Genomic DNA, 22,236 nt, shown 5'->3' with positions numbered 1-22,236 from the left:
ACATAGAGTTGGCGCCACGTTTTAAAGCGGTTTGCACGGTGCTAAACCCCTTATTTTTCAGCATTTTTTATTAGAGGCACGGGATTACATGGAAATCGGTCTGCGCGAGTGGCTGATCGTCATCGGCATTATTGTCATTGCCGGTATTCTTTTTGATGGCTGGCGCCGCATGCGCGGTGGCAAGGGCAAGCTCAAATTCCGCCTGGACCGTAACCTGTCCAACTTGCCCGACGACGACGGCAGCGCCGAGCTGCTGGGGCCGCCCCGTGTGCTGGATACTCATAAAGAGCCGCAGCTGGACGAGCACGACTTACCGTCGATGAGCGCGCCAATGCGTGAAGCGCGGGAGCCGTCCTCCAAGCGTGGCAAGCGCGGCAGTGCGCCGGTGGCCGAGCCGCATCAGGGCGACCTGAACCTCGACGTCGATGAAGGCCCGAGCTTCAGCAGCCGCGATGACGACTTCCCTGACGAGACCCCGACCAAAAGCGCGCCACGCCAATCGGTAAACGATCAGCCGGCCGCCGAAGAAGTGTTGGTGATCAGCGTGATCTGCCGCGACGCCGCCGGCTTCAAAGGCCCCGCGCTGCTGCAGAACATCCTCGAAAGCGGCCTGCGCTTTGGCGAGATGGATATTTTCCACCGTCACGAAAGCATGGCCGGTAACGGCGAAGTGCTGTTCTCGATGGCTAACGCGGTCAAGCCGGGCACTTTCGATCTGGACGATATCGACCTGTTCAGCACCCCGGCAGTGAGTTTCTTCCTCGGCTTGCCAGGCCCACGTCACCCGAAACAAGCGTTCGACGTGATGGTGGCCGCCGCCCGCAAGCTGTCCCAGGAACTCAACGGCGAGCTCAAGGACGACCAACGCAGCGTCCTCACGGCCCAGACCATCGAACACTACCGTCAGCGCATCGTCGAGTTCGAGCGTCGCGCCCTGACACAGAAACGCTGAGGTTCGATCTTAAGCGTTGTCTGTAGAATCCGTGCACTAACATATTGAGCAGCTTCGGCTGCTCTTTTGCTTTATGAGAGAACACCCATGACCGCCGCCCACACCCGCATCCTCGAACTGCGCGCTGAACTGGATCAGCACAACTACCGTTACCACGTCCTCGACGAGCCGAGCATTCCGGACGCCGAGTACGACCGGTTGTTCCATGAGCTCAAGGCCCTTGAGGCCGAGCACCCGGAATGGGTGACACGTGATTCGCCGACGCAGCGGGTCGGCAGTGCGGCGTTGTCGGCGTTTACCCAGGTACGCCACGAAATTCCGATGCTCAGCCTGGGCAACGCCTTTGATGAAACCACCATGCTCGAGTTTGATCGCCGGGTCACCGAAGGCCTCGACCTGCCGGTGGGCGATCTGTTTGGCGGTGGCGCGGCGGTGGAATACAGCTGCGAACCCAAGCTGGATGGCCTGGCGGTCAGCCTGTTGTATCAAGATGGCGAGCTGGTGCGCGGTGCTACCAGGGGTGATGGCACCACGGGTGAAGACATCAGCGTCAACGTGCGCACCGTGCGCAATATCCCGCTGAAGCTGCAGGGCACTGGCTGGCCCGCCACCCTGGAAGTGCGCGGTGAAGTGTTCATGTCCAAAGCCGGTTTCGAGCGGCTGAACGCCTCGCAGCTGGAAGTCGGCGGCAAGACCTTCGCCAACCCGCGCAATGCCGCGGCCGGCAGCCTGCGCCAGCTGGATTCGAAGATCACCGCCAGTCGCCCGCTGGAGTTTTGCTGCTATGGCATTGGCCAAGTGACCGCAGATATCAGCGACACCCATATCGGCAACTTGAAGCAGTTGCAGAAGTGGGGCATGCCGATCAGCCACGAGTTGAAGTTGGCCAAAGGCATCCAGGAATGCCTGGACTACTACCGCGATATCGGCGAGCGGCGTAACAGCCTGGGTTATGAAATCGACGGCGTGGTGTTCAAGGTCAACAGCATCGCCTCGCAGCGTGAACTGGGCTTCCGCGCCCGCGAACCGCGTTGGGCGATCGCGCATAAATTCCCGGCCATGGAAGAGCTTACCGAGTTGCTCGACGTGGAGTTTCAGGTCGGCCGCACCGGCGCCGTGACGCCCGTGGCGCGGTTGAAACCGGTCAAGGTTGCGGGTGTCACCGTGTCCAACGCCACCTTGCACAACATGGACGAAGTCGCGCGTCTGGGCCTGATGATCGGCGACACCGTGATCATCCGCCGGGCCGGTGATGTGATCCCGCAAGTCGTTTCCGTCGTGCCCGAGCGCCGGCCGGAAAACGCCCGCGCGGTGCAGATTCCCGAGCGCTGCCCGGTGTGTGGTTCCCACGTGGAGCGCACGCAGCTGGTCAAGCGCAGCAAGGGCAAGGAAACCGTCAGCGAAGGCGCGGTGTACCGCTGCGTCGGGCGCCTGGCCTGTGGGGCGCAGCTCAAGCAGGCGATTATCCATTTCGTTTCGCGCCGCGCCATGGACATCGACGGCCTGGGCGACAAGACCATCGAGCAACTGGTGGATGAAAAGCTCATCGGTTCGCCGGCCGATCTCTACAAGCTCAAGTACGAGCAGGTCATCGACCTGGAAGGCTTTGCCGATATTTCCAGCAAGAAGCTGATCACCGCCATCGAAAACAGCAAGACGCCGACCCTGGCGCGCTTCATCTACGCGCTGGGTATTCCGGACGTAGGCGAGGAGACCGCCAAGGTGCTGGCGCGCTCGCTGGCGTCTCTGGAGCGGGTGCAGAAGGCTCTGCCGGAAGTGCTGACATATCTGCCGGACGTGGGCCTGGAAGTGGCGCACGAGATTCACAGCTTCTTCGAAGACAGCCATAACCAGGACGTGATTGGCGCCCTGTTGTCACCGGACGAATGCGCGCTGCAATTGCAGGATCAGGGCGACCTGAGCGCCGAGTTTGCCGCCAGCACCACGCTGGGCGGCCTGCTCGACAAGCTGCACGTACCCAGCGTTGGCCCGGGTGCCGCACAGAAACTCGCGGACAAGTTCGGCTCCCTGGAAGACGTGATCAAGGCCGACTGGCTGGATATGCGCCAGGCGCTGCCCGAGAAGCAGGCCAAGGCCGTGCGCGACTTTTTCGATAACCCCGACAATGCCCACCACGCCCTGGCCATCGAGCAGCAGCTCAAGGACTTTGGCATGCACTGGCAGAGCGAGAAGAAGGTGGTCGAAGGGTTGCCGGAGGCGGGGCATACCTGGGTGCTCACCGGCTCACTGGAGCTGATGAGCCGCGATGTGGCCAAGGACAAGCTCGAAAGCCTCGGCGCCAAGGTGGCCGGTTCGGTGTCGGCGAAAACGCACTGCGTGGTGGCTGGGCCGGGCGCCGGTTCGAAACTGGCCAAGGCCAGCGAACTGGGCCTGAAAGTGCTGGATGAGGAGGCATTTGTCGCGTTCCTGGCCAAGCACAACATTACGGTCTGATTTGGACTGAACGATCTCTTCCTGGCGATGCTCTAGTATTGGCAAGCACCCAGGGAGAGATCGCCATGTTCCGCTACTTCGAGCAACTCAGTTCGCGCATCGCCGCACCGTTCATGGCCGGATCCTCGCGCAACAGCAAGGTGTGGCAATGCCGCTGCGGCCAGGCGCTGTTCTTTCGCAACAGCCAATGCCTGGCCTGTCAGGCGTTGCTGGGCTACCAACCGCAACAAAGCCGGTTGTCGTCTCTACAACCCGGGCCCGTCGCCGACACCTGGCTGCAGGACGATAACCTCGACGCCGGCACCTTCCGCCGCTGCGCCAACCTCGACACTGCGGCCGCCTGCAATTGGCTGATTCCCGCCCACAGCACCGCACCGCTGTGTGTGGCGTGCAGCCTGAACCGCACCATTCCGGACCTTTCCGTACCGGAAAACCCCGAACGCTGGCGCAAGGTAGAAACAGCCAAGCGCCGGCTGGTGGCACAACTGATCAGCCTGGGCCTGCAAGTTGTGCCAAAGAGCGTTGACGAAGACACCGGCCTGGCCTTCGACTTCGTCGGCATCGACCTGGAAGGCAACGCGCCCACCACCGGCCATGCCAACGGTCTGATCACCCTCGACATCAAGGAAGCCGACGACGCGCACCGCGAAAAAATCCGTGTGCAGATGCGTGAACCCTACCGCACCTTGCTCGGCCATTTTCGCCATGAAGTCGGCCATTACTACTGGGATCGACTGATCGCCAACAGCCACTGGCTTGAACCGTTTCGCGGCCTGTTCGGCGACGAGCGCGCCAGTTACGCCGAGGCGCTCGACCAGCATTACCAAAACGGCCCACGCCCCGACTGGCAGCAAACCTGCGTGAGTGCCTACGCCACCATGCACCCCTGGGAAGACTGGGCCGAGACCTGGGCCCATTACCTGCACATGATGGACGCCGTCGACACCGCGCTGGGCTTTGGCATGAGCGCCCGTGAGATGGACCTGGATTATCAACCGTTCCCGCTCACCACGCTCTACGACCCCGAGCACCCTGGCGGGCCAGCCTTCCTGTCGTTCGTCAACGCCTGGATCGAACTGGCCGGCATGCTCAACGAACTGTCGCGCAGCATGGGCCAACCGGATTTTTATCCCTTTGTATTGCCGCCGGCAGTGATCGCCAAGCTGCACTTTATTCACCTGGTGATCCAGGAAGAGGGTGGCAGGGCCGATGACGTCCTGAAGGCACAATGATCAAAATGTGCGAGGGGCTTACTGCCAACGGCGTGGATCAGTCACCGGCCTGACTGGCGGGCAGACTGCTTTCGGGAGCAAGCCTCCTCCCACATGGGACAGGGGTGACGCTGAAGGTTATGGCAAGTGCTTGAGCCCCTTCATATTTTAATCCTGCACCAACGGTTGTAACTTCCGATGAGATCGGTACAATGGCGCGGCTTGCCGAGAGGCCAGCGTCGTTATGGTGACCCCATCGGTCCCCCCGCAACGATTACCCGTGAACCTGGTCAGAGCCGGAAGGCAGCAGCCACAGCGGGAACATTGTGTGCCGGGGTGTGGCTGGTGGGGTTGCCTCCATAACGCTCTTCCTGAAGCTCAAAAAAATCCCAAGCTATAGATGTTTTGCCGGCAATCACTGCCTGCGAATCGATTTCTGCTGCTCGCTCAACAGCATTACGGCCGGTAAAGCGGGAACCTTGCCATCGCCGGCAGCACTTCCTGCTGCAACTTCCTCAAGTTTTTTTCCAGGTCGCGCTCTGCTTCAGGCGTCGCTACCGGTATGTTTCGGGCGAAGTGAAAGGTGATGTTCTGCCCCGTTGCGCTGTCCTTGTAAAACTTGAAGATGCTGAATTCGGAGAACCGCCCGTCCTTGCGTACGGAGGAGGGGTAAAACAGCATCAGGGTCGTGACCCCGGTTTTTTCATCGGTATTCAGCTGCACCGTCATCTGTGGGTAATCTTGTTGATGAAGCAGGGCGGCTCGGTTGGCGAGGTCTACCGGCTCAAGATCGTTCAGGAGTGGCGGCGCGACGCGAAAATCCGCCATGTCACTCCAGGCATCAACGCTTTCCTCCGGCAGGAAGTATTCCTTCAGTGGAATCTGGCCGTCAGTCTGGTATTTCAGGACGAACGTTTTGCCCGCGAATATGAGCGATTTGGTTTCAGCAACCGAGGGGCGCGGCAGGACAGGGTTGGCAGGTCTCGACGTCCAGGCGCAACCGGATAGCAGAACCAGGACCGACAGGATGAGCAGGGAGGCTTTCATTTCAATCCTTGAATATTTGAAAGGGACATCTTGCGCAAGAAACAGTAGTTCAATAGGTGACTGAATGCGCTTATTTAATGAAGCGTGTTCGATCTACCGCCCCTCGAAAAATACCTGGTTACTGTGAGGCGAAAGGGGGGCAAGGCTGTTGGGTTGTGAAGAACCTTGAGCCTTTCACAACTCTTTATCTCGCGGCTGGACAACGCCACGCCGCCTGCTAGCTTCAATCATGCAAGCGACCCCGTGCTGGAGTAGTGAAGAAGTGATGGCACTCCTTTGATCAATAAGGATAATTGCCATGACCAACCTTCAAGGTTTACCCAGACCTATCAGTGCTTCAGTCGGCACCCCAGGCAAGGCGCGTAATGTGCCTGCTGACGTTGAATACATTCAGTGTCTGTTTAATCTGATTGCGCCCAAATCTGGTTCGCTCCTGGTGGTAGACGGTAAGTGCGGTGCTCTGTTGGTTCAGCGCATCAGCGATTATCAGTTGAATCGTCTCAAGGTCACCAAACCCGACGGGGTGATTGACCCGCAAGGCCGCACGTTCAACAGCCTGGTCGAGGATACTCGCAAGGCAAATCCTGATACTCCGGCCGCCGAGCCAGACCGGCAGCAATGGATAACCGAGGCTACTTGTGACGGTGGAGTGATCCTCACCGAGGCCGATTTTCAGAGCGCCGCCACAGCGCTGGGCAACGCTGTTTCGGTGAATATTATCAAGGCGTTCGCCACGGTGGAGTCGGGTGGGCGCTCCGGGTTTGGCCCGGCCAAAATGCCGGTGATTGCTTACGAAGGGCACCTCTTCCGCAAGTACACTCAGCAGAAGTACGACAGAAGTCACCCCTTTTTGTCATACCCTTACGTGGAAAAGGCTGGCCCGCAATGGCGTGCCAATAACAAGAACCAGACGACGGCTTGGGCGACGCTGGTCGCTGCTTATAAGCTGGACCCCGTGGCGGCGTTGATGTCCGCGTCCTGGGGCATGTTTCAAATCATGGGCTTCAACTTTGCCGTCTGCGGTTACACGACCGTGTTCGACTTCGTCACTGCGATGAAAACCAACGCTGGTCTTCAATTAAAGGCATTCGTCGGTTTTTGCAGTAAAAACCCGGCCTTGGTCAAGGCGATCAAGAGTAAGGACTATGTGGGCATGGCCTCCCATTACAACGGTAAGGATTACGGCGACTACGACAAGCGAATCCAAAAGGCTTTTGATGCGCTTGAAAGGAAAAAATAGCAGCGCATGATGGCTGCCTCACAATGTTCAGTAGCGCCTACTGGACAACCCAAAACCATCTTGTTAGTTTCCGCCTGCCGCTCGTTTCAGGGTTTGAAAAGTGTGCTGGTTTGATGTTGAAGTGCCATCACTTCATTAACTAACAAGGATGTCTGTGATGAAAAGCCTGCAAGGGTTGCCCCGTCTTATCAGTGCTTCGGTCGGTGCGCCCGGTAAAGCGCGTAACTTGCCCGCCGATGTTCAGTGCATCCAGTATTTATTCAATTTGATCATTCCCAAGATGGGTTTTGCGCTGGCTGAAAATGGCAAGTGCGACGGCCAATTGGTGCAGTGCATCAGTCAGTATCAGTTCCGTCATCTCAAGTACGCGCACCCCGATGGTGTGATCGACCCCACCGGTCGTACCTTCAACAGCTTGATCGAAGAAGCAGTGAAGGTGCCGGTGAAGGCGTACCCGACGATGCGTATTCCGAGCTTCCTCAACGTCTTCGGCAATAACAGTGGCGATGCGGTGCAAGCCACGGTCAATGTGTACCTGGACCGCATGCGCGCGATGGTCGAGGCCGAGCGGCGTAATCGGCAATTAATGCTCCAGTCCACCTGCGATGGCGGCATGACGCTCACCGATACCGACTTTCAGAACGCAGCCACACAGTTGGGCAACGGTATTTCGGTGAACATCATCAGGGCGTTCGCCACTGTGGAGTCCGGTGGGCGTTTCGGTTTCGGGCCGGCCAAATTGCCGGTGATCGCGTTTGAAGGGCATCATTTTCGCAAGTACACCAAGAAGATCTACGACCAGGCGCACCCGTTGCTGTCGTACCCCTATGTGAGAAAGGCCGGGCCGCAGTGGCAGGTCAATAACAAGGATCAAGTCAAAGCGTGGGAAACCATGGCGACCGCATTTGCCCTGGATCAGGAGGCGGCGTTGATGTCGGCCTCCTGGGGCATGTTTCAGGTGATGGGGTTCAACTTTGGATCGTGCGGCTACAAGACAGTATTTGAGTTCGTCGCGGCCTTAAAGATTAATGCCGGTAACCAGTTGAAAGCCTTCGTGTCCTTTTGCAGCCAAAGCCCTTCAATGATGAAGGCCATGAAAAACAAGGATTATGTTGGCATGGCGCGAGGCTATAACGGCGATGATTATGGCAACTATGACGTGCTTATTAAAAAAGCCTACGACGCACTGGAAGGGAAAAAATAAGATGAGCCGTTTTTCAGCGATCGCCGTGTTGTCGTTGTGCGCTGTCTTGCCTGTATGGGCAGGCGCTACTGAACTGCACTCGGGCACGTACGAAGGGCTGATGCTCGCGGTCACGCCCGAGCATCAGGTCGAAGGCTATTATTCGGAAGCACTCGGCGAGGGTGTGACCCGCAGTTGCACGTTCTATCTGCAGGGCAAGCCAGAGGCGCTTACCACCTGGCTCGACGATGCTTACCCAGGCAGTGTGGTGGCCTCATCCGACGGCGTCACCCTGACGGTGGAGCAGGGGCGTCAGCATCCTGGTTGTATCAGCGTGCTGATGCCGGAAATCGCGACGGGCCTGGAATTGACCCAAACAGCCAACAAAAAATGGATCGGCCTCGTGACGGTGACTGCCGACAAGGCTTACCTGCTGAAAACCCCAGGCGCCGACGCTGCCAAGCGCCCGTATATCGTCAAGAATGATGTGGTCGGTGTGTTGGCCTACAAGGAGGGTTCGGCCAAGGTTGAGTTCACCAATGCCAAGGGCCGCTCGTTCACTGGCTGGATCAGCCAGGATCAATACCGCCGTGTGTCTGCGCCCAAAAGCTGAGCAATGCCACGGATAGCCTGAGTTATCCCACACATAAAAACGCCGCAGTGTGCCAGGCACACCGCGGCGTTTTTATGTGCGCGGTTCAGGCCTTGTTGCGGTTGAACAGTTTGCGGATCAAGGCGAGCAGCGCCACAACACCGATTACCAGGAACTTCTTCGCCGCCAGCAGGAATATGCCGATTTTGGCGAACAGCCCGGCCTTGGCGGCGATCCCGCCGGCAACCAACGCCGCGAGGCCGTAAGTCGCAAGCTTGTCGGTCTTCGGGTTGAAATCGGTGTACAGGTTGCCGTCGGTGAAGTTGGTAAAGGCGAGGACTTTGGGCATTTCCTGCTTGATGGTCGGCAGGTCGGCCATGGCGGCGACGGCATTGAGCTCCAGAACCCCTTCACGACCCAATACGCGGATGCTGTAGTTGAGGGTGGTCTGCTGGGCGTCGTCGGCTTTCAGTTCGCGGGCCCAGTACATTTTGTGGGTGGTGTCGTCGTAGCGCGGCGGCTCGGCCCAGCCCAACAAGTGCAGGCCGGCGTAGCCTTGTTTCTGACGCTCTTTGTTATCCGCGTCGTCATCTTCCTGCATTTGCTTGAGCAGTTCGGCGTAGTCGATTTTTGCGGCGTCTTCGTCGGATACGTGACCGTCTGCCTTGTAGCTGACGATCACACCCCAGCCGCGCTCCGACAGTGGGCTCACCGCTTTTGGCACGATCATGCCCAGGGTCTTGAAGCCTGGCGGGTTGCCCCAGCCATCGGTCAGCAGGCGCTCGGTGTCGGCGGGGTCAAGGTAGTAGAACTCGTCGTTAAGCTTGAGGGTTGCAATGCCACTGGGCAGTGTAACCGTGCCGGTCTTCTGCTTGAGTGAAGCGAGAAAGTGCTCGGCGGTTTCGGCCGGTGCGCTGGCTTCAACGGGCGCAGGCGTAGTGGCGGCAAACGCGAGTGCGGCAGGCAGGCTCAGGGCGGCCGCCGCGAGCAATAGGCGGAAGTAATTCATGGTAGTCCCTTACATTTTGAATTAATTTCGCCGGAGAATAGCTTAAACGGGCTCGCCTGGGTTAGCCGAAAGCCTCCCGCAGCAGCTCGGCAAACGCATCCCGCGCCAGGTGCCGTTGGGTGTCTGTGTGCCAGAACAGCAGGTTGTCCACGGCCTGCAACGCCTCGAACCGGTAGGACGTCAGCTGGTTCGCCTGCTCATAGCGGGCCAGGATGCCTTCCGGTGCCAGGGCCACGCCAATGCCTGCGCTGACACAGCCGATGATCGTGCCCCAGCTGGCATAGCTGGCGATGCTTGGCTTGAAGTCATGGGGTTTGATCCAGTTTTCCAGCGCGGCGCGATACGGGCAGCCGGGTGGCCACACCAGCAGCGTGCGGCCCGCGAGGTCTTCGGCGCTGTTGATCGGCGCGCTGGACGCGCTGGAAATCAGCACCAGGCGCTCGCTGTAGACCACGCTGCGTTCGAGCTTGGCGCGTTTACCGCCGGAGGCGACCAACGCCACGTCGAGACGATGGTGTTGCAGGTCGTCCAGCAGTTGCGCCCAGGCGCCGGTGACCAGCTCAAGTGTGACGTCCGGGTAGCGGCGATGGTATTCCGCCAGCAATGGCGGCAGCCGGCCGCTGGCGCTGGACTCTACCGCGCCGATGCGCAAGGTGCCGCGAGGAATGGCGTTGGCATCGACCGCGCGTTTGGACTCGTCCACCAACGCCAGGATGCGCTCGCAGTAGTCCAGGAAAATTTCACCGGCGGCACTGATCGCCAGCCCACGGCCCGCACGAATAAACAGCGGCGTGCCCAACTCGCCTTGCAACTGCTTGATACGTGTGGTGATGTTGGAGGGTACGCAGTGCAATTGCAGAGCGGCCTGGGCCACGCTGCCGGTTTGCGCCACGGCTCGCACCATTTTCAGTTGGGCCAGTTCCATTGCTCAGTTCCAGTGATTTCAGAAGTCAGAAACGGTTAATTGTCCTACGCCTTGCCCAGGCCAAGACTGACGGCATTCCTTCTCAGTTCTGGGCGCCGTCGATGAATACCCCGTCATCCTTAAAGCTTACGCTAGTCATCGCCGGCGTCATCCTCTGTTGGGCTTACTCGCCGATTGGCGTGCACATGGGCCTGCACAGCTATAGCCCTGGTCAGTTGGCGCTGCTGCGGTTCTTGATCGCGTCGATATTCATGGCGGGTGTGGCCTTGGTGGTGGGCATTGCCCGCCCGCGTTTGCAGGATCTGCCGTGGCTGCTGGTGTTGGGGTTTTTCGGGGTGTTCCTGCACCACACCAGCCTCAATTATGGGCAGCAATGGGTGACGGCGGCGGCATCCAGTGTGCTCGCGCAGTCGGCGCCGCTGTTCAGTGTGCTGCTCGCGTTTTTTGGCTTGAAGGAGCGGGTCAGTGCCTGGCGTTGGGGCTGCGTGCTATTAGGGTTGATCGGCGTGCTGGTGGTGATCTGGGGCGATCATGGCTTAGGGGGCATCGACCCGCGCGGTTTGCTGATTCTATTGGCGGCTGTCTCGTGGAGCGTGTACTTCGCCATCCAGAAACACTATGCCCACCGCTATAGCCCGCTGACTATGGCGTGCTACATGGTGTGGGCGGGCACGCTGATGCTTTGCGTGAACCTGCCGGGCTTGGCCAATGCCGTCGGACAGGCGCCGTTGCCGGAAAACCTGGCGGTGCTGGTGTTGGGTATTTTTCCCAGTGCCCTGGCGTATCTGGCGTGGGGTTATGTGTTGAAACACATCGAGGTCAGCCGCGCCTCGGTGGCGATGTACCTGATTCCGCCGGTCGCCATGGTGATGGCCGCGACGCTGCTGGGCGAACACATTGCCGTGCAGGTAGTGCTGGGCGGCGTGATTGTGTTGACCAGCGTCGCTGCCATCAGCCTGGAGGGCCGCTGGCGATCAGTCGCTCAGGCTGAACGCGCGCAGCCGGTGGCCATCAAGGTCCTGGGCGACAAAGGTGTAACCGAAGTCCAGGGTGGCCGGTGACTGGATGATCGTCGCGCCGCGCGCTACCCACTGAGCGTGCAGGGCGTCGACAGCGGCATGGTCGGGCAGGGAAAAGCCCACCTCACCGCCGCCGCCCGTGACCTGGGCCGCCGGCTCGACGGTGTGCCGCGACCACAACCCCAGCTTCACACCGTTGTCGAGGATGAACAGGGCAAACGTCGGGTTCAGCTCCACCGGGGGCTTGTCCAGCAGGCGGCTATAGAAGTTGGCGCTGGTGGCCGGGCTGTCTACGTACAGCAGGAAGTAATGGGCGACGCTGTTCATGCAGGCTCCTTGAGAACGGGCGGTTGAGTGAGGCCAGTCTAGGGGAGGGCCCTGTCAGTTCTTGTCAGGAGTCGGCAGCGGTTGCGCATTTTCGCCGGTGTACAGCTTGATGATGTCATCGATCTCCCCCGACATTTTCATCCGCAGCAGCGTGCGCAAGATCCGCTGCACCGGCACGTTCGGATCATTGCGCACAATGCAGCCCAGGCTTTGCTCGTCGATCACTGCGCCCTTGTGCAACTGCTGGCTCGCAGGCAGGTTGAGATTGAAGCGGTCGAGGGCCCATTCATTGATGACGGCGTATTTAAAGCGCCCGGCGACCAACTTTTGCAGCACGAGCGCCTCGCTGCGGGAATCGTCACGGGTCAGCTGACCGCTGGCGAACAGCGGGTCGAGGACGGCGTAGCGGTAGTTAAGCACCGTGCCGATCGACTGGGGTGCCAGCTCACTCACGTGCACCGGTTGCGGCGCTGCAGGACTGCTCGCCATCACATTGCGTTGCACCATCAGGGGCACGCTCCAGGTGTAGTCGCCGGACAGGTTATCGACCCAGTCCTGGGCGACATAGCAGCGCACGTCAATGTCGCCGTGCGCCATGGCACCGGCGATGCGGGCACGGGCCAGTACGTGGAACTCGGCCGGGCGCCCGACCTGAGTGGCCAGGCTCAACATCAAGTCATACAAAATGCCCTGGGTGGGCCGGTTGTTTTCGACTTCGGCCATGGGCATTGCCCAACTGTCGGAAATCGAGAAGCGCAACGGCGCGGGTGCCGCGAGGCAGGTGAGGGAAATCATCCATAAAGCGCCCAGGATTCCGCGCATACACTCTCCGGGTTGAGGCCTTCGTGGGGCCAGTCACGCAAGCTTAGTCAGATTAGGCGAGCGTGCCGGATGCAATTTCCCCCTTGCTCCGCTAGCATTACCGGCTTCCGCTTCCCAGTTGCGACGGTTTTCGATGAGTTATCAGGTTCTTGCACGTAAATGGCGTCCGCGCTCGTTCCGCGAAATGGTCGGCCAGACCCATGTGCTCAAGGCTCTGATCAATGCCTTGGACAGCCAACGGCTGCACCACGCCTACCTGTTCACCGGTACGCGGGGGGTGGGCAAGACCACCATTGCGCGCATCATCGCCAAATGCCTGAACTGTGAAACCGGCATCACGTCGACGCCTTGCGGCACGTGTTCGGTGTGCCGGGAAATCGACGAAGGGCGTTTTGTCGACCTGATCGAAATCGACGCCGCGAGCCGTACCAAGGTCGAAGACACCCGCGAGCTGCTCGACAACGTGCAGTACGCGCCGAGCCGTGGCCGCTTCAAGGTCTACCTGATCGACGAAGTGCACATGCTGTCCAGTCATTCCTTCAACGCACTGTTGAAAACCCTGGAAGAGCCGCCGCCCTACGTCAAATTCATTCTGGCCACCACCGACCCGCAGAAGCTTCCTGCAACGATTCTGTCGCGGTGCCTGCAGTTCTCCCTGAAAAACATGACCCCCGAGCGAGTGGTCGAGCATCTGACCCACGTGCTGGGCGTCGAGAACGTACCGTTCGAAGACGACGCACTGTGGCTGCTTGGCCGTGCTGCCGATGGTTCGATGCGCGATGCCATGAGCCTCACCGACCAGGCCATCGCCTTTGGTGAAGGCAAGGTCATGGCCGCCGATGTGCGTGCCATGCTCGGCACCCTCGACCACGGCCAGGTCTTCGACGTGCTGCACGCGCTGATCGAAGGTGATGCCAAGGCTTTGCTCGAAGCCGTGCGCCACTTGTCGGAGCAAGGGCCGGACTGGAACGGTGTGCTCTCGGAAATCCTCAATGTGCTGCACCGCGTCGCCATCGCCCAGGCCTTGCCTGAAGGTGTCGACAACGGCCATGGCGACCGCGACCGCGTATTGGCGCTGGCCCAGGCGTTGCCGGCCGAAGACGTACAGTTTTACTACCAGATGGGCCTGATCGGCCGTAGGGACTTGCCCTTGGCACCGGACCCGCGTGGTGGCTTTGAAATGGTCCTGCTGCGGATGCTGGCCTTCCGGCCCGCCGATACGGCAGACGCACCGAGACAGCCGCTAAAGCCAGTGGGGATCAGCCAGGCCACAGTTGATTCCGCCAAACCAGTGGCTGGCGCAGCGGTGGCCGCGCCAGTGGTTGCTGCGCCTGCGCCGGTTGTTCCGGCACCTGCGCCATTGGTTGCCGCGCCCGTGGCCGAGCCAGCGCCGCAGCCTGCGCCTGTGATCGAACCTGAGCCCGAACCCGCCCCGGAGGTCGACCTGCCCTGGAATGATCCGGTAGACGCCGAGCCTGAAGTCGAGCTACAGCCTGCCGTGGAGCCCGTACTGGAAACCACCGGCGAGCAGCCCGAACTGACGCCGATGCCTGCACCGACGCCGGACAGTGTTGTGCCAGCCGCGCCCGAGTGGGTGTCTGCGCCGGTGCCCGAGCCGACTGTCGCTCAAGTCGACGCTGCAACTCCGGGCATCGACCTCGACGACGAGCCGCCACTGGACGAAGACTACATCGAGCCGGACATGGATTCGGCCTACAGCTACCTGGATGACCTGGCCAGCGAGCACACCGCCGACCCGGCGCCCGAGCCCGAGGCGGAACCCGCTGCGGCCCCGGCCACCGGCCTGGCGTTACAGTGGCTGGAACTGTTCCCGAAATTGCCGATCTCCGGCATGACCGGCAGCATCGCGGCCAACTGCACCTTGATCGCCATCGATGGCGACCATTGGCTGTTGCACCTGGACCCGGCCCACAGCGCGCTGTTCAACGCGACCCAGCAACGCCGGCTCAACGATGCGCTGAACCAGTACCATGAGCGCACGCTGACCATCGCCATCGAGTTGATCAAACCCGAGCAGGAAACCCCGGCCCAGGCCGCGACACGCCGACGCATCAACCGTCAGCAAGAAGCGGAAAACTCGATCCAGGCTGATCCGCTCATCCAGCAAATGATGCAACAGTTTGGTGCGGTCGTGCGCCAAGATACTATTGAACCTGTCGACGCCCCGGTGCCCCAAGCGTCATAAAACCGGGCTACTTATTGATCCACGTACTTTTGAGGTGATTCCCATGATGAAAGGTGGCATGGCCGGCCTGATGAAGCAGGCGCAGCAGATGCAGGAAAAAATGGCCAAGATGCAGGAAGAACTGGCCAACGCCGAAGTCACCGGTAAAGCCGGTGGCGATATGGTCAGCGTGGTGATGACCGGTCGTCACGACATCAAGCGCGTGAGCATTGACCCAAGCGTGTTGCCAGGCGCCAGCGAAGATGACCTGGAAATGCTTGAGGCGCTGTTCGCGGCGGCCGTCAACGATGCCGTGCGCAAGATCGAAGCCAACAGCCAGGACAAAATGTCTGGCGTGACCGCCGGCATGCAACTGCCGCCGGGCATGAAGCTGCCGTTCTGATCGGTGAGCGTTTGCTTTAATAAAAATGCCAGGCATCGAGCCTTGCATTTTTGTGTGTGCCGTCATCGTCCGCTGGGCAGTAACGTCATACCGCGAGGACGCACTGCGTTCAATATGAACCCTGGCGCGGCATATAGGGTCTGCACCCTATACCGATGAATTCGATAAAGGAGTTCCCTGATGTCTGAAGAACCGATTTTGAACCAGCGCGTCGTGCTGGTCTCGCGCCCTCAAGGCGCACCGACCCCGGAAAATTTCCGCCTGGAACGCGTGAACTTGCCCGAGTTGGCGGACGGCCAGGTGCTATTGAAAACGCTGTACCTGTCCCTCGATCCCTATATGCGTGGCCGCATGAGTGACGCACCGTCCTACGCCGCTCCGGTTGAAATCGACGAGGTTATGACCGGTGGCGCTGTCAGCCGTATCGAGCAATCGCGTAACCCGAAATTCGAAGTGGGTGACCTGGTAGTTGGCTCCACCGGCTGGCAGAGCCACAGCGTTTCCGATGGACAAAATCTGATCCCGGTGCCCAATGGCCTGGCGAGCCCGTCGATGGCACTGGGTGTGCTGGGCATGCCGGGTATGACCGCGTACATGGGCCTGATGGATATCGGTCAGCCCAAGGAAGGGGAAACCCTGGTGGTTGCCGCAGCGTCCGGCGCCGTCGGCTCGGTGGTGGGCCAGGTGGCCAAGCTCAAGGGCTTGCGGGTGGTGGGCATCGCAGGTGGCGCGGACAAATGTCGCTACGTGGTGGACGAGCTGGGTTTTGACGCGTGCATCGATCACAAGAGCGCCAATTTTGCCAATGAGCTGGCCCTGGCCTGCTCCAACGGTGTGGACATCTACTTCGAAAACGTCGGCGGCAAGGTGTTCGACGCCGTGTTGCCGTTGCTCAACCCCAAAGCGCGGGTTCCCCTGTGCGGCTTGATCGCCGGCTATAACGCCCATGAAGCGCCGAGTGGCCCTGACCGTCTGCCGGCGCTGCAACGCACCTTGCTGACCAAGCGCGTGCGCATCCAGGGCTTTATCGTGTTCGATGACTACGGTGATCGCCAGCCTGAATTCCTCAGCGCCATGGCGCCGTGGGTGCGTGATGGCAAGATCAAGTTCCGCGAAGACGTGGTCGAGGGCCTGGAGCAGGCGCCCGAAGCCTTTATTGGTTTGCTTGAAGGGCGCAACTTCGGCAAGTTGGTGGTGCGCGTCGCGCAGGATTGACCATTTGACGCTAATCCGGGGCGCGGGTATAAACCGCGTCTCGTTGTTTTGTCGGACCATTGCCCCATGAGCTTCAGCCCTCTGATTCGCCAACTGATCGACGCCCTGCGCACCTTGCCGGGTGTGGGCCAGAAAACCGCCCAGCGCATGGCGCTGCAACTGCTGGAGCGGGATCGCAGTGGCGGCACCCGGTTGGCCCAGGCCTTGAGCCAGGCCATGACCGGTGTGGGCCACTGCCGCCAGTGCCGCACCCTTACCGAAGAAGACCTCTGCCCGCAATGTGCCGACCCGCGCCGCGACGACACGTTGCTGTGCGTGGTGGAAGGGCCGATGGATGTGTACGCGGTCGAGCAGACCGGCTATCGCGGGCGCTACTTTGTGCTTAAAGGGCACCTCTCACCGCTGGATGGGCTGGGGCCGGAAGCCATCGGCATTCCGCAACTGGTGGCGCGCATTGAAGAGCAGGGCACCTTTACCGAGGTGATCCTGGCGACCAACCCGACGGTGGAAGGTGAGGCGACCGCGCATTACATCGCCCAGTTGTTGAGCAACAAAGGCCTTGTGACGTCGCGTATCGCCCATGGTGTGCCGCTGGGTGGTGAGTTGGAGTTGGTCGATGGCGGCACGTTGGCGCATTCGTTTGCAGGTCGCAAACCGATCGCCCTTTAAAGACCATCACAGCTCAACATGTGGGAGCGGGCGTGCTCGCGAATGCGCTGGTTCAGTCAATACATCTGCTGACTGACACCCCATCGCAGGCAAGCCAGCTCCCACATTTGACTGGGTTCACACATCAAAATGTGGGAGGGGGCTTGCTCCCGAAGACGCCCTCACAGTCACCAAAAATCCCCCCGCTATCGCAGGCAAGCCAGCTTCCACAGTTTTTGTGAAATCCGCACAGCTTGATAACCAAGCAAGCGCTTGGTAATTTCGTTCCACCTCACCGTGGAGCTTGCCGATGTCTGCCTACCAGGACTACTTCGACCCCAGCCACCAATTGGTCCGCGACAGCGTGCGCCGTTTTGTCGAGCGCGAGATGTTGCCGGGCATCGAGCAATGGGAGGAGGCGGAAAGCTTCCCCCGTGAGCTGTACCTCAAGGCAGGCGCTGCGGGGATTCTCGGCATCGGTTACCCCGAGAGCCTGGGCGGCAGTCACGAAGGTGATCTGTTTGCCAAGGTTGCCGCCAGCGAAGAGTTGATGCGGTGTGGTTCCGGTGGTGTGGTGGCGGGGTTGGGTTCGCTGGATATCGGCCTGCCGCCCGTCGTCAAATGGGCGCGGCCCGAGGTGCGCGAACGTGTCGCGCCGCAGGTGTTGGCCGGCGAGAAGATCATCGCCCTGGCCGTTACCGAGCCCGGTGGTGGCTCCGATGTGGCCAACCTGCAAACCCGCGCTGTGCGTGATGGCGAGCATTACCGGGTGAGCGGCAGCAAAACCTTTATCACCAGCGGCATCCGTGCCGACTTCTACACCGTAGCCGTCCGCACCGGCGGGCCGGGCTTTGGCGGTATCAGCTTAGTGCTCATCGAAAAAGACACCCCCGGTTTCACGGTCGGTCAGCCGTTGAAGAAAATGGGCTGGTGGGCGTCGGACACGGCTGAGTTGTTCTTCGACGATTGCCAGGTGCCTGTGGGCAACCTGATCGGTGTCGAGAACATGGGCTTTGCCTGCATCATGGGCAATTTCCAAAGTGAGCGCCTGGCCCTGGCGTTGATGGCCAATATGACCGCGCAGTTGGCACTGGAGGAAAGCCTCAAGTGGGCCGCCCAGCGCGAAGCCTTTGGCAAGCCCATTGGTAAATTCCAGGTGCTCAAGCATCGGCTGGCGGAGATGGCGACGGCGGTGGAGGTGTCGCGGGAATTCACGTATCGCCAGGCAGCGAAAATGGCTGCGGGCATGAGTGTGATCAAGGAGATCTCCATGGCCAAGAACCTCGCCACAGACACCGCCGATCGTGTTACCTACGACGCGGTGCAGATCCTCGGCGGCCAAGGTTACATGCGCGGCTGCCTGGTGGAGCGGCTATATCGTGACAACCGCATCCTGTCCATCGGTGGCGGCACCCGCGAAGTGATGAATGAAATCATCAGCAAGCAGATGGGGTTGTGAGGTGGGGTGTCTCACAGGCCCCATCGCGGGCAAGCCCGGCTCCCACAGGTGATCGCATACCAATGTGGGAGTCGGGCTTGCCCGCGATGAGGCCGGTTCAAGCAATGATTAACGTTCGGTCAACGCAAACTGCGTCAGGCAGAACGTCGGAATTCCCATGTCTTCCAGGCGCTGCGAGCCACCCAGCTCCGGCAGGTCGATGATCGCTGCCGCTTCGAAGATGGTTGCGCCCATGCGCCGCACCAGATTGGCGGCAGCGATCAAGGTACCGCCGGTGGCAATCAAGTCATCGAACATCAGCACCGAGTCGCCTTCACACAGGCTGTCGGCGTGCACTTCGAGGAAGGCTTCGCCGTATTCGGTCTGGTAACCCTCGGCCAGCACGTCGGCCGGCAGCTTGCCCTGCTTGCGGAACAGGATCAGCGGTTTGTTCAGTTGGTAGGCGATGATCGAACCGATCAGAAACCCGCGTGCATCCATTGCGCCGATGTGGGTGAAGTCGGCCTCGACGTAGCGGTGGGCAAAGCTGTCTGCCACCAGCCGCAGGGCCCTGGGCGATTGGAACAGGGGCGTGATGTCACGAAAGATCACCCCAGGCTTGGGGAAGTCGATGACGGGGCGAATCAGGGATTTGATGTCGAACGAATCGAAGGTCATCGTCGAAGAGTCCTGAGGGCTGAAAACGGACTCGAAGTATACCTGCGGCCTCGCCGATTGGCGCAACCGCAAGCCTCTGCATCAACCTTCCAGCGAACCACCGGCCAGCGCACACAGCTGGATGGGGTCGAGGATATGCACTTCCTTGCCTTCGGCGGCAATCAATTCGTTCTGCTGGAAACGGGTGAACACGCGGGACACGGTTTCCACCGCGAGGCCCAGGTAATTGCCGATTTCATTGCGCGACATGCTCAGGCGGAACTGGTTGGCCGAGAACCCCCGGGCGCGGAAACGTGCCGACAAGTTGACCAGGAACGTGGCGATGCGCTCGTCGGCGGTTTTTTTCGACAGCAGCAACATCATCTGTTGATCGTCACGAATCTCGCGGCTCATCACGCGCATCAACTGGCGACGCAGTTGCGGCAATTGCAGAGCCAGTTCATCCAGGCGCTCGAAGGGGATTTCGCAGACTGATGTCGTCTCCAGCGCCTGGGCCGACACAGGATGAATTTCGGTGTCCATGCCGGACAGCCCGACCAGCTCGCTGGGCAGGTGGAAACCGGTGATCTGCTCTTCGCCGCCGTCGCTCAGGCTGAACGTCTTCAACGCTCCCGAACGTACTGCATAAACGGAATCGAATTTGTCACCCTGGCGAAACAGAAACTCGCCTTTTTTCAGCGGGCGACCGCGTTTAACGATTTCGTCCAGCGCTTCCATGTCTTCCAAATTCAATGAAAGTGGCAGGCATAGCGGGGCCAGGCTGCAATCCTTGCAGTGAGTCTGGCTGTGAGCGCGCAGTTTGACTGGCTCGGACATTTCTTAAATCCTTGTGGGAAAACACACATAAGACGTAAGGGTAACGCACTGGGGGGCAGTGAGGCCAGCGTGTGCAAAAAAGCAGCAACGGTATAAAGGTTTGTGTATCAGCGCCGATACATGCAGATATCTCCATGAGCCGGAGCTCAGATCATGTCAGTCAGTACGATCCAAAACCCGACTATCAACGTGGCGGCGGTATCGGTTTGGAAGTCCGCCGATGCGGCGAAGGATAAAGACGCCACCACCAAGGCGCCAACCGAAGCCAAGGCTGCTGAGCCTGCGGCCACCGCAGGCGTGAAGGTCGTCATTTCCGGTGCGGGGATGGACGCATCGAAGGCCGAGCAATCGTCCAACAGCGATATTGACAACAGCAGCTTGAGCGACAGCGTCAAGCAACTGTTGAAAATGATCCGCCAACTGAAAAAGCAGCTTGCCGAGAAAATGGCCGAACTGTCCGCGGCCATGGCTGACACTTCCATGAGCCCGGAAGCGCGGCAGGCCAAGATAGCCAGACTGCAGGGAGATGTGATGACATTGCAGTCTGGCCTGACCACGGCCCAGACACAGTTGGGCAAGTCCATGAAGGGCGAGCCGCCAGCGGCTCAGTTGGAAGCCATGAGCCTGGCGATGAAGTAACGGCGCTCAGATCACCCGCGAGAATCGTTGCCTGTTCTGGTGCTCCAGGTAGGCATCGAACACCATGCACACCGAGCGCACCAACAATCGCCCGGCGGGCAGTACGTGAATGCCACAGGCGTCCAGTTCAATCAGGCCGTCTGCGGCCATCGTCTCCAGTTGCGGCCATAGCTCGTCGAAATAACCTCGAAAATCGATGTTGAAAGCCTGTTCGATCCGCTCGAACCCCAGGCTGAAATTGCAGATCAACTGCTGAATCACCTCCCGCCGTAATCGATCATCCGTGGTGCATACCAGGCCACGGCTGGTCGCCAGCTGCGCGCCGGCCAGCGCGTTCTGGTAGTGGTTGAGGTCGCTGCTGTTCTGGCAGTACAAGTCGCCGATCTGGCTGATTGCCGATACGCCCAACCCAATCAGGTCGCAATGCCCGTGGGTGGTATAGCCCTGGAAATTGCGTTGCAGCCTACCTTCTTCCTGGGCAACGGCCAGTTCGTCATCCGGCAGGGCGAAGTGGTCCATGCCGATGTAGCGATAGCCCGCCCGGGTCAACTGCTCGATAGTGGTTTGCAGCATCAGCAGTTTTTCTGCCGGGGAGGGCAGGTCGTCGGCGTTGATCCGCCGCTGAGGCATGAAACGCTCCGGCAGGTGCGCGTAGTTGAACACCGACAGGCGATCCGGCTGCAGGCTGATGACTTCTTCGACGGTGCGCGCGAAGTTCAACGGCGACTGCTTGGGCAGGCCGTAGATCAGGTCGACATTGATCGAGCGAAATTGCAGGGTGCGCGCTGCATCAATCACTGCGCGGGTTTCTTCCAGACTTTGCAGGCGGTTGACCGCCCGTTGCACCTCGGGGTCGAGGTCTTGCAGGCCAATGCTCACGCGGTTGAAGCCCAGTTCACGCAGCAGGCCCATGGTCGCCCAGTCGGCTTCACGCGGGTCGATTTCGATGCCGTAGTCGCCGGAGTCATCATCGAGCAAATTGAAATGCTGGCGCAGGCTTGTCATTACCTGGCGCAGTTCGTCGTGGCTGAGAAAGGTCGGGGTGCCGCCGCCAAAGTGCAGTTGCTCCACCGGCTGTTTCGGGTCGAGGTGGCAGGCCACCAGCTGGATTTCCTGCTCCAGTCGTTGCAGATAGGCCTGGGCGCGGCCACGGTCCTTGGTGATGACCTTGTTACAGGCGCAGTAGTAGCAAATGTTCGCGCAGAACGGCACATGCACATACAGCGACAGCGGGCGCACGGCCTTGCGGCTGTCGCGCAGGGCGTGGAGCAGGTCGAAGGTGCCGACCTGGCTGTCGAATTGTACGGCGGTGGGGTAGGACGTGTAGCGCGGCCCCGCCAAGTCGTAACGGTGAATCAGATCTGTGTCCCAACGAATGGCGTCGAGCATGCGGGTGGTCCCCCGGATAGGCTAGTGGACCGAGTCTAGGGGCA

General features: G+C 60.2%; 21 protein-coding genes and 1 other RNA gene. 14 read left to right on the top strand and 8 right to left on the bottom strand.

Going from position 1 to position 22,236, the window contains the following annotated elements:
- Positions 1-88: 88 nt before the first annotated feature.
- The 4 genes from zipA to ffs all read left to right on the top strand — a co-directional run bounded on the left by zipA (position 89) and on the right by ffs (position 4,968).
- The gene (gene zipA, locus A7J50_RS21395; RefSeq protein ID WP_064453604.1) at positions 89-952 is read left to right on the top strand and encodes a cell division protein ZipA; all 864 of its coding nucleotides are present in this window, start codon (positions 89-91) and stop codon (positions 950-952) included.
- An 87-nt stretch (positions 953-1,039) separates the two neighbouring features.
- Positions 1,040-3,406 (top strand): NAD-dependent DNA ligase LigA, encoded by a 2,367-nt coding sequence (ligA, locus tag A7J50_RS21390; protein WP_064453603.1) that lies wholly within the window; start codon positions 1,040-1,042, stop codon positions 3,404-3,406.
- A gap of 65 nt (positions 3,407-3,471) precedes the next feature.
- The gene (locus A7J50_RS21385) at positions 3,472-4,638 is read left to right on the top strand and encodes a zinc-binding metallopeptidase family protein (RefSeq protein WP_064453602.1); all 1,167 of its coding nucleotides are present in this window, start codon (positions 3,472-3,474) and stop codon (positions 4,636-4,638) included.
- A gap of 233 nt (positions 4,639-4,871) precedes the next feature.
- An RNA gene (ffs, locus tag A7J50_RS21380) (signal recognition particle sRNA small type) lies at positions 4,872-4,968 on the top strand.
- Positions 4,969-5,073: 105 nt separating this feature from the next.
- On the opposite strand, the gene A7J50_RS21375 is transcribed toward ffs, so the two are convergent.
- The gene (locus tag A7J50_RS21375; protein ID WP_064453601.1) at positions 5,074-5,664 is read right to left on the bottom strand and encodes a hypothetical protein; all 591 of its coding nucleotides are present in this window, start codon (positions 5,662-5,664) and stop codon (positions 5,074-5,076) included.
- Positions 5,665-5,962: 298 nt separating this feature from the next.
- Between A7J50_RS21375 and A7J50_RS21370 the strand changes: the two genes are divergently transcribed.
- The 3 genes from A7J50_RS21370 to A7J50_RS21360 all read left to right on the top strand — a co-directional run bounded on the left by A7J50_RS21370 (position 5,963) and on the right by A7J50_RS21360 (position 8,700).
- On the top strand, positions 5,963-6,904 hold the full coding sequence (locus A7J50_RS21370) for an N-acetylmuramidase family protein (protein WP_064453600.1): 942 nt from the start codon (positions 5,963-5,965) through the stop codon (positions 6,902-6,904).
- Positions 6,905-7,061: 157 nt separating this feature from the next.
- Positions 7,062-8,108, top strand: a complete 1,047-nt coding sequence (locus A7J50_RS21365) for an N-acetylmuramidase family protein (protein WP_064453599.1) — start codon at positions 7,062-7,064, stop codon at positions 8,106-8,108.
- A gap of 1 nt (position 8,109) precedes the next feature.
- Positions 8,110-8,700, top strand: coding sequence for a hypothetical protein (locus A7J50_RS21360; RefSeq protein ID WP_064453598.1), 591 nt, complete (start codon positions 8,110-8,112; stop codon positions 8,698-8,700).
- Between the two features lie 85 nt (positions 8,701-8,785).
- On the opposite strand, the gene A7J50_RS21355 is transcribed toward A7J50_RS21360, so the two are convergent.
- Positions 8,786-9,688 carry a DUF2167 domain-containing protein gene (locus A7J50_RS21355; protein ID WP_064453597.1) on the bottom strand — a complete coding sequence of 301 codons (903 nt, stop codon included), beginning with the start codon at positions 9,686-9,688 and terminating at the stop codon, positions 8,786-8,788.
- 61 nt (positions 9,689-9,749) lie between these two features.
- Positions 9,750-10,613: a LysR family transcriptional regulator gene (locus A7J50_RS21350; RefSeq protein WP_064453596.1), complete on the bottom strand. Its 864-nt coding sequence runs from the start codon at positions 10,611-10,613 to the stop codon at positions 9,750-9,752.
- 101 nt (positions 10,614-10,714) lie between these two features.
- On the opposite strand from A7J50_RS21350, the gene A7J50_RS21345 reads away from it, so the two are divergent.
- Positions 10,715-11,674 carry a DMT family transporter gene (locus tag A7J50_RS21345; protein WP_064453595.1) on the top strand — a complete coding sequence of 320 codons (960 nt, stop codon included), beginning with the start codon at positions 10,715-10,717 and terminating at the stop codon, positions 11,672-11,674.
- On the opposite strand, the gene A7J50_RS21340 is transcribed toward A7J50_RS21345, so the two are convergent.
- Together A7J50_RS21340 and A7J50_RS21335 are read right to left on the bottom strand one after the other, a co-directional pair.
- The gene (locus tag A7J50_RS21340) at positions 11,588-11,959 is read right to left on the bottom strand and encodes a VOC family protein (RefSeq protein ID WP_064453594.1); all 372 of its coding nucleotides are present in this window, start codon (positions 11,957-11,959) and stop codon (positions 11,588-11,590) included. The genes A7J50_RS21345 and A7J50_RS21340 overlap by 87 nt on opposite strands.
- Positions 11,960-12,013: 54 nt before the next feature.
- On the bottom strand, positions 12,014-12,781 hold the full coding sequence (locus A7J50_RS21335) for a substrate-binding periplasmic protein (protein WP_064453593.1): 768 nt from the start codon (positions 12,779-12,781) through the stop codon (positions 12,014-12,016).
- Positions 12,782-12,914: 133 nt separating this feature from the next.
- Here A7J50_RS21335 and dnaX point away from each other — a divergent pair, with 133 nt between their 5' ends.
- From dnaX to A7J50_RS21310, 5 genes are all read left to right on the top strand, one after another.
- Positions 12,915-14,987, top strand: a complete 2,073-nt coding sequence (dnaX, locus tag A7J50_RS21330; protein WP_064453592.1) for a DNA polymerase III subunit gamma/tau — start codon at positions 12,915-12,917, stop codon at positions 14,985-14,987.
- Positions 14,988-15,030: 43 nt separating this feature from the next.
- A complete protein-coding gene (locus tag A7J50_RS21325) occupies positions 15,031-15,369 on the top strand; it encodes a YbaB/EbfC family nucleoid-associated protein (RefSeq protein WP_010563853.1) in 339 nt (112 codons plus the stop codon).
- 180 nt (positions 15,370-15,549) lie between these two features.
- A complete protein-coding gene (locus tag A7J50_RS21320; protein ID WP_064453591.1) occupies positions 15,550-16,584 on the top strand; it encodes an NADP-dependent oxidoreductase in 1,035 nt (344 codons plus the stop codon).
- Between the two features lie 66 nt (positions 16,585-16,650).
- Positions 16,651-17,253: a recombination mediator RecR gene (gene recR / locus A7J50_RS21315; RefSeq protein ID WP_064453590.1), complete on the top strand. Its 603-nt coding sequence runs from the start codon at positions 16,651-16,653 to the stop codon at positions 17,251-17,253.
- A gap of 289 nt (positions 17,254-17,542) precedes the next feature.
- Positions 17,543-18,691 (top strand): acyl-CoA dehydrogenase family protein, encoded by a 1,149-nt coding sequence (locus tag A7J50_RS21310; RefSeq protein WP_064453589.1) that lies wholly within the window; start codon positions 17,543-17,545, stop codon positions 18,689-18,691.
- Between the two features lie 108 nt (positions 18,692-18,799).
- On the opposite strand, the gene A7J50_RS21305 is transcribed toward A7J50_RS21310, so the two are convergent.
- Positions 18,800-19,348 carry an adenine phosphoribosyltransferase gene (locus tag A7J50_RS21305; RefSeq protein ID WP_064453588.1) on the bottom strand — a complete coding sequence of 183 codons (549 nt, stop codon included), beginning with the start codon at positions 19,346-19,348 and terminating at the stop codon, positions 18,800-18,802.
- Between the two features lie 81 nt (positions 19,349-19,429).
- Complete coding sequence (fnr, locus tag A7J50_RS21300) at positions 19,430-20,164, bottom strand: fumarate/nitrate reduction transcriptional regulator Fnr (protein ID WP_064453587.1); 735 nt, start codon at positions 20,162-20,164, stop codon at positions 19,430-19,432.
- Positions 20,165-20,317: 153 nt separating this feature from the next.
- On the opposite strand from fnr, the gene A7J50_RS21295 reads away from it, so the two are divergent.
- Complete coding sequence (locus tag A7J50_RS21295; RefSeq protein WP_064453586.1) at positions 20,318-20,803, top strand: hypothetical protein; 486 nt, start codon at positions 20,318-20,320, stop codon at positions 20,801-20,803.
- A 6-nt stretch (positions 20,804-20,809) separates the two neighbouring features.
- Here A7J50_RS21295 and hemN read toward each other — a convergent pair whose 3' ends face one another.
- Positions 20,810-22,192, bottom strand: a complete 1,383-nt coding sequence (gene hemN / locus A7J50_RS21290; RefSeq protein WP_064453585.1) for an oxygen-independent coproporphyrinogen III oxidase — start codon at positions 22,190-22,192, stop codon at positions 20,810-20,812.
- Positions 22,193-22,236 lie beyond the last annotated feature (44 nt).

It is taken from the genome of Pseudomonas antarctica (genome assembly GCF_001647715.1).
GTDB lineage: Bacteria > Pseudomonadota > Gammaproteobacteria > Pseudomonadales > Pseudomonadaceae > Aquipseudomonas > Aquipseudomonas antarctica_A.
Note: the sequence above shows the minus strand (reverse complement) of the source record. Positions and strands in the feature narration are given on the sequence as shown.

What these genes read in the sequence shown, in the direction of transcription:
- zipA (WP_064453604.1), top strand. Translation starts at nt 89, where the DNA reads ATGGAAATCGGTCTGCGCGAGTGGCTGATCGTCATCGGCATTATTGTC.
- ligA (WP_064453603.1), top strand. Translation starts at nt 1,040, where the DNA reads ATGACCGCCGCCCACACCCGCATCCTCGAACTGCGCGCTGAACTGGAT.
- A7J50_RS21385 (WP_064453602.1), top strand. Translation starts at nt 3,472, where the DNA reads ATGTTCCGCTACTTCGAGCAACTCAGTTCGCGCATCGCCGCACCGTTC.
- A7J50_RS21375 (WP_064453601.1), bottom strand. Translation starts at nt 5,664, where the DNA reads ATGAAAGCCTCCCTGCTCATCCTGTCGGTCCTGGTTCTGCTATCCGGT.
- A7J50_RS21370 (WP_064453600.1), top strand. Translation starts at nt 5,963, where the DNA reads ATGACCAACCTTCAAGGTTTACCCAGACCTATCAGTGCTTCAGTCGGC.
- A7J50_RS21365 (WP_064453599.1), top strand. Translation starts at nt 7,062, where the DNA reads ATGAAAAGCCTGCAAGGGTTGCCCCGTCTTATCAGTGCTTCGGTCGGT.
- A7J50_RS21360 (WP_064453598.1), top strand. Translation starts at nt 8,110, where the DNA reads ATGAGCCGTTTTTCAGCGATCGCCGTGTTGTCGTTGTGCGCTGTCTTG.
- A7J50_RS21355 (WP_064453597.1), bottom strand. Translation starts at nt 9,688, where the DNA reads ATGAATTACTTCCGCCTATTGCTCGCGGCGGCCGCCCTGAGCCTGCCT.
- A7J50_RS21350 (WP_064453596.1), bottom strand. Translation starts at nt 10,613, where the DNA reads ATGGAACTGGCCCAACTGAAAATGGTGCGAGCCGTGGCGCAAACCGGC.
- A7J50_RS21345 (WP_064453595.1), top strand. Translation starts at nt 10,715, where the DNA reads ATGAATACCCCGTCATCCTTAAAGCTTACGCTAGTCATCGCCGGCGTC.
- A7J50_RS21340 (WP_064453594.1), bottom strand. Translation starts at nt 11,959, where the DNA reads ATGAACAGCGTCGCCCATTACTTCCTGCTGTACGTAGACAGCCCGGCC.
- A7J50_RS21335 (WP_064453593.1), bottom strand. Translation starts at nt 12,781, where the DNA reads ATGCGCGGAATCCTGGGCGCTTTATGGATGATTTCCCTCACCTGCCTC.
- dnaX (WP_064453592.1), top strand. Translation starts at nt 12,915, where the DNA reads ATGAGTTATCAGGTTCTTGCACGTAAATGGCGTCCGCGCTCGTTCCGC.
- A7J50_RS21325 (WP_010563853.1), top strand. Translation starts at nt 15,031, where the DNA reads ATGATGAAAGGTGGCATGGCCGGCCTGATGAAGCAGGCGCAGCAGATG.
- A7J50_RS21320 (WP_064453591.1), top strand. Translation starts at nt 15,550, where the DNA reads ATGTCTGAAGAACCGATTTTGAACCAGCGCGTCGTGCTGGTCTCGCGC.
- recR (WP_064453590.1), top strand. Translation starts at nt 16,651, where the DNA reads ATGAGCTTCAGCCCTCTGATTCGCCAACTGATCGACGCCCTGCGCACC.
- A7J50_RS21310 (WP_064453589.1), top strand. Translation starts at nt 17,543, where the DNA reads ATGTCTGCCTACCAGGACTACTTCGACCCCAGCCACCAATTGGTCCGC.
- A7J50_RS21305 (WP_064453588.1), bottom strand. Translation starts at nt 19,348, where the DNA reads ATGACCTTCGATTCGTTCGACATCAAATCCCTGATTCGCCCCGTCATC.
- fnr (WP_064453587.1), bottom strand. Translation starts at nt 20,164, where the DNA reads ATGTCCGAGCCAGTCAAACTGCGCGCTCACAGCCAGACTCACTGCAAG.
- A7J50_RS21295 (WP_064453586.1), top strand. Translation starts at nt 20,318, where the DNA reads ATGTCAGTCAGTACGATCCAAAACCCGACTATCAACGTGGCGGCGGTA.
- hemN (WP_064453585.1), bottom strand. Translation starts at nt 22,192, where the DNA reads ATGCTCGACGCCATTCGTTGGGACACAGATCTGATTCACCGTTACGAC.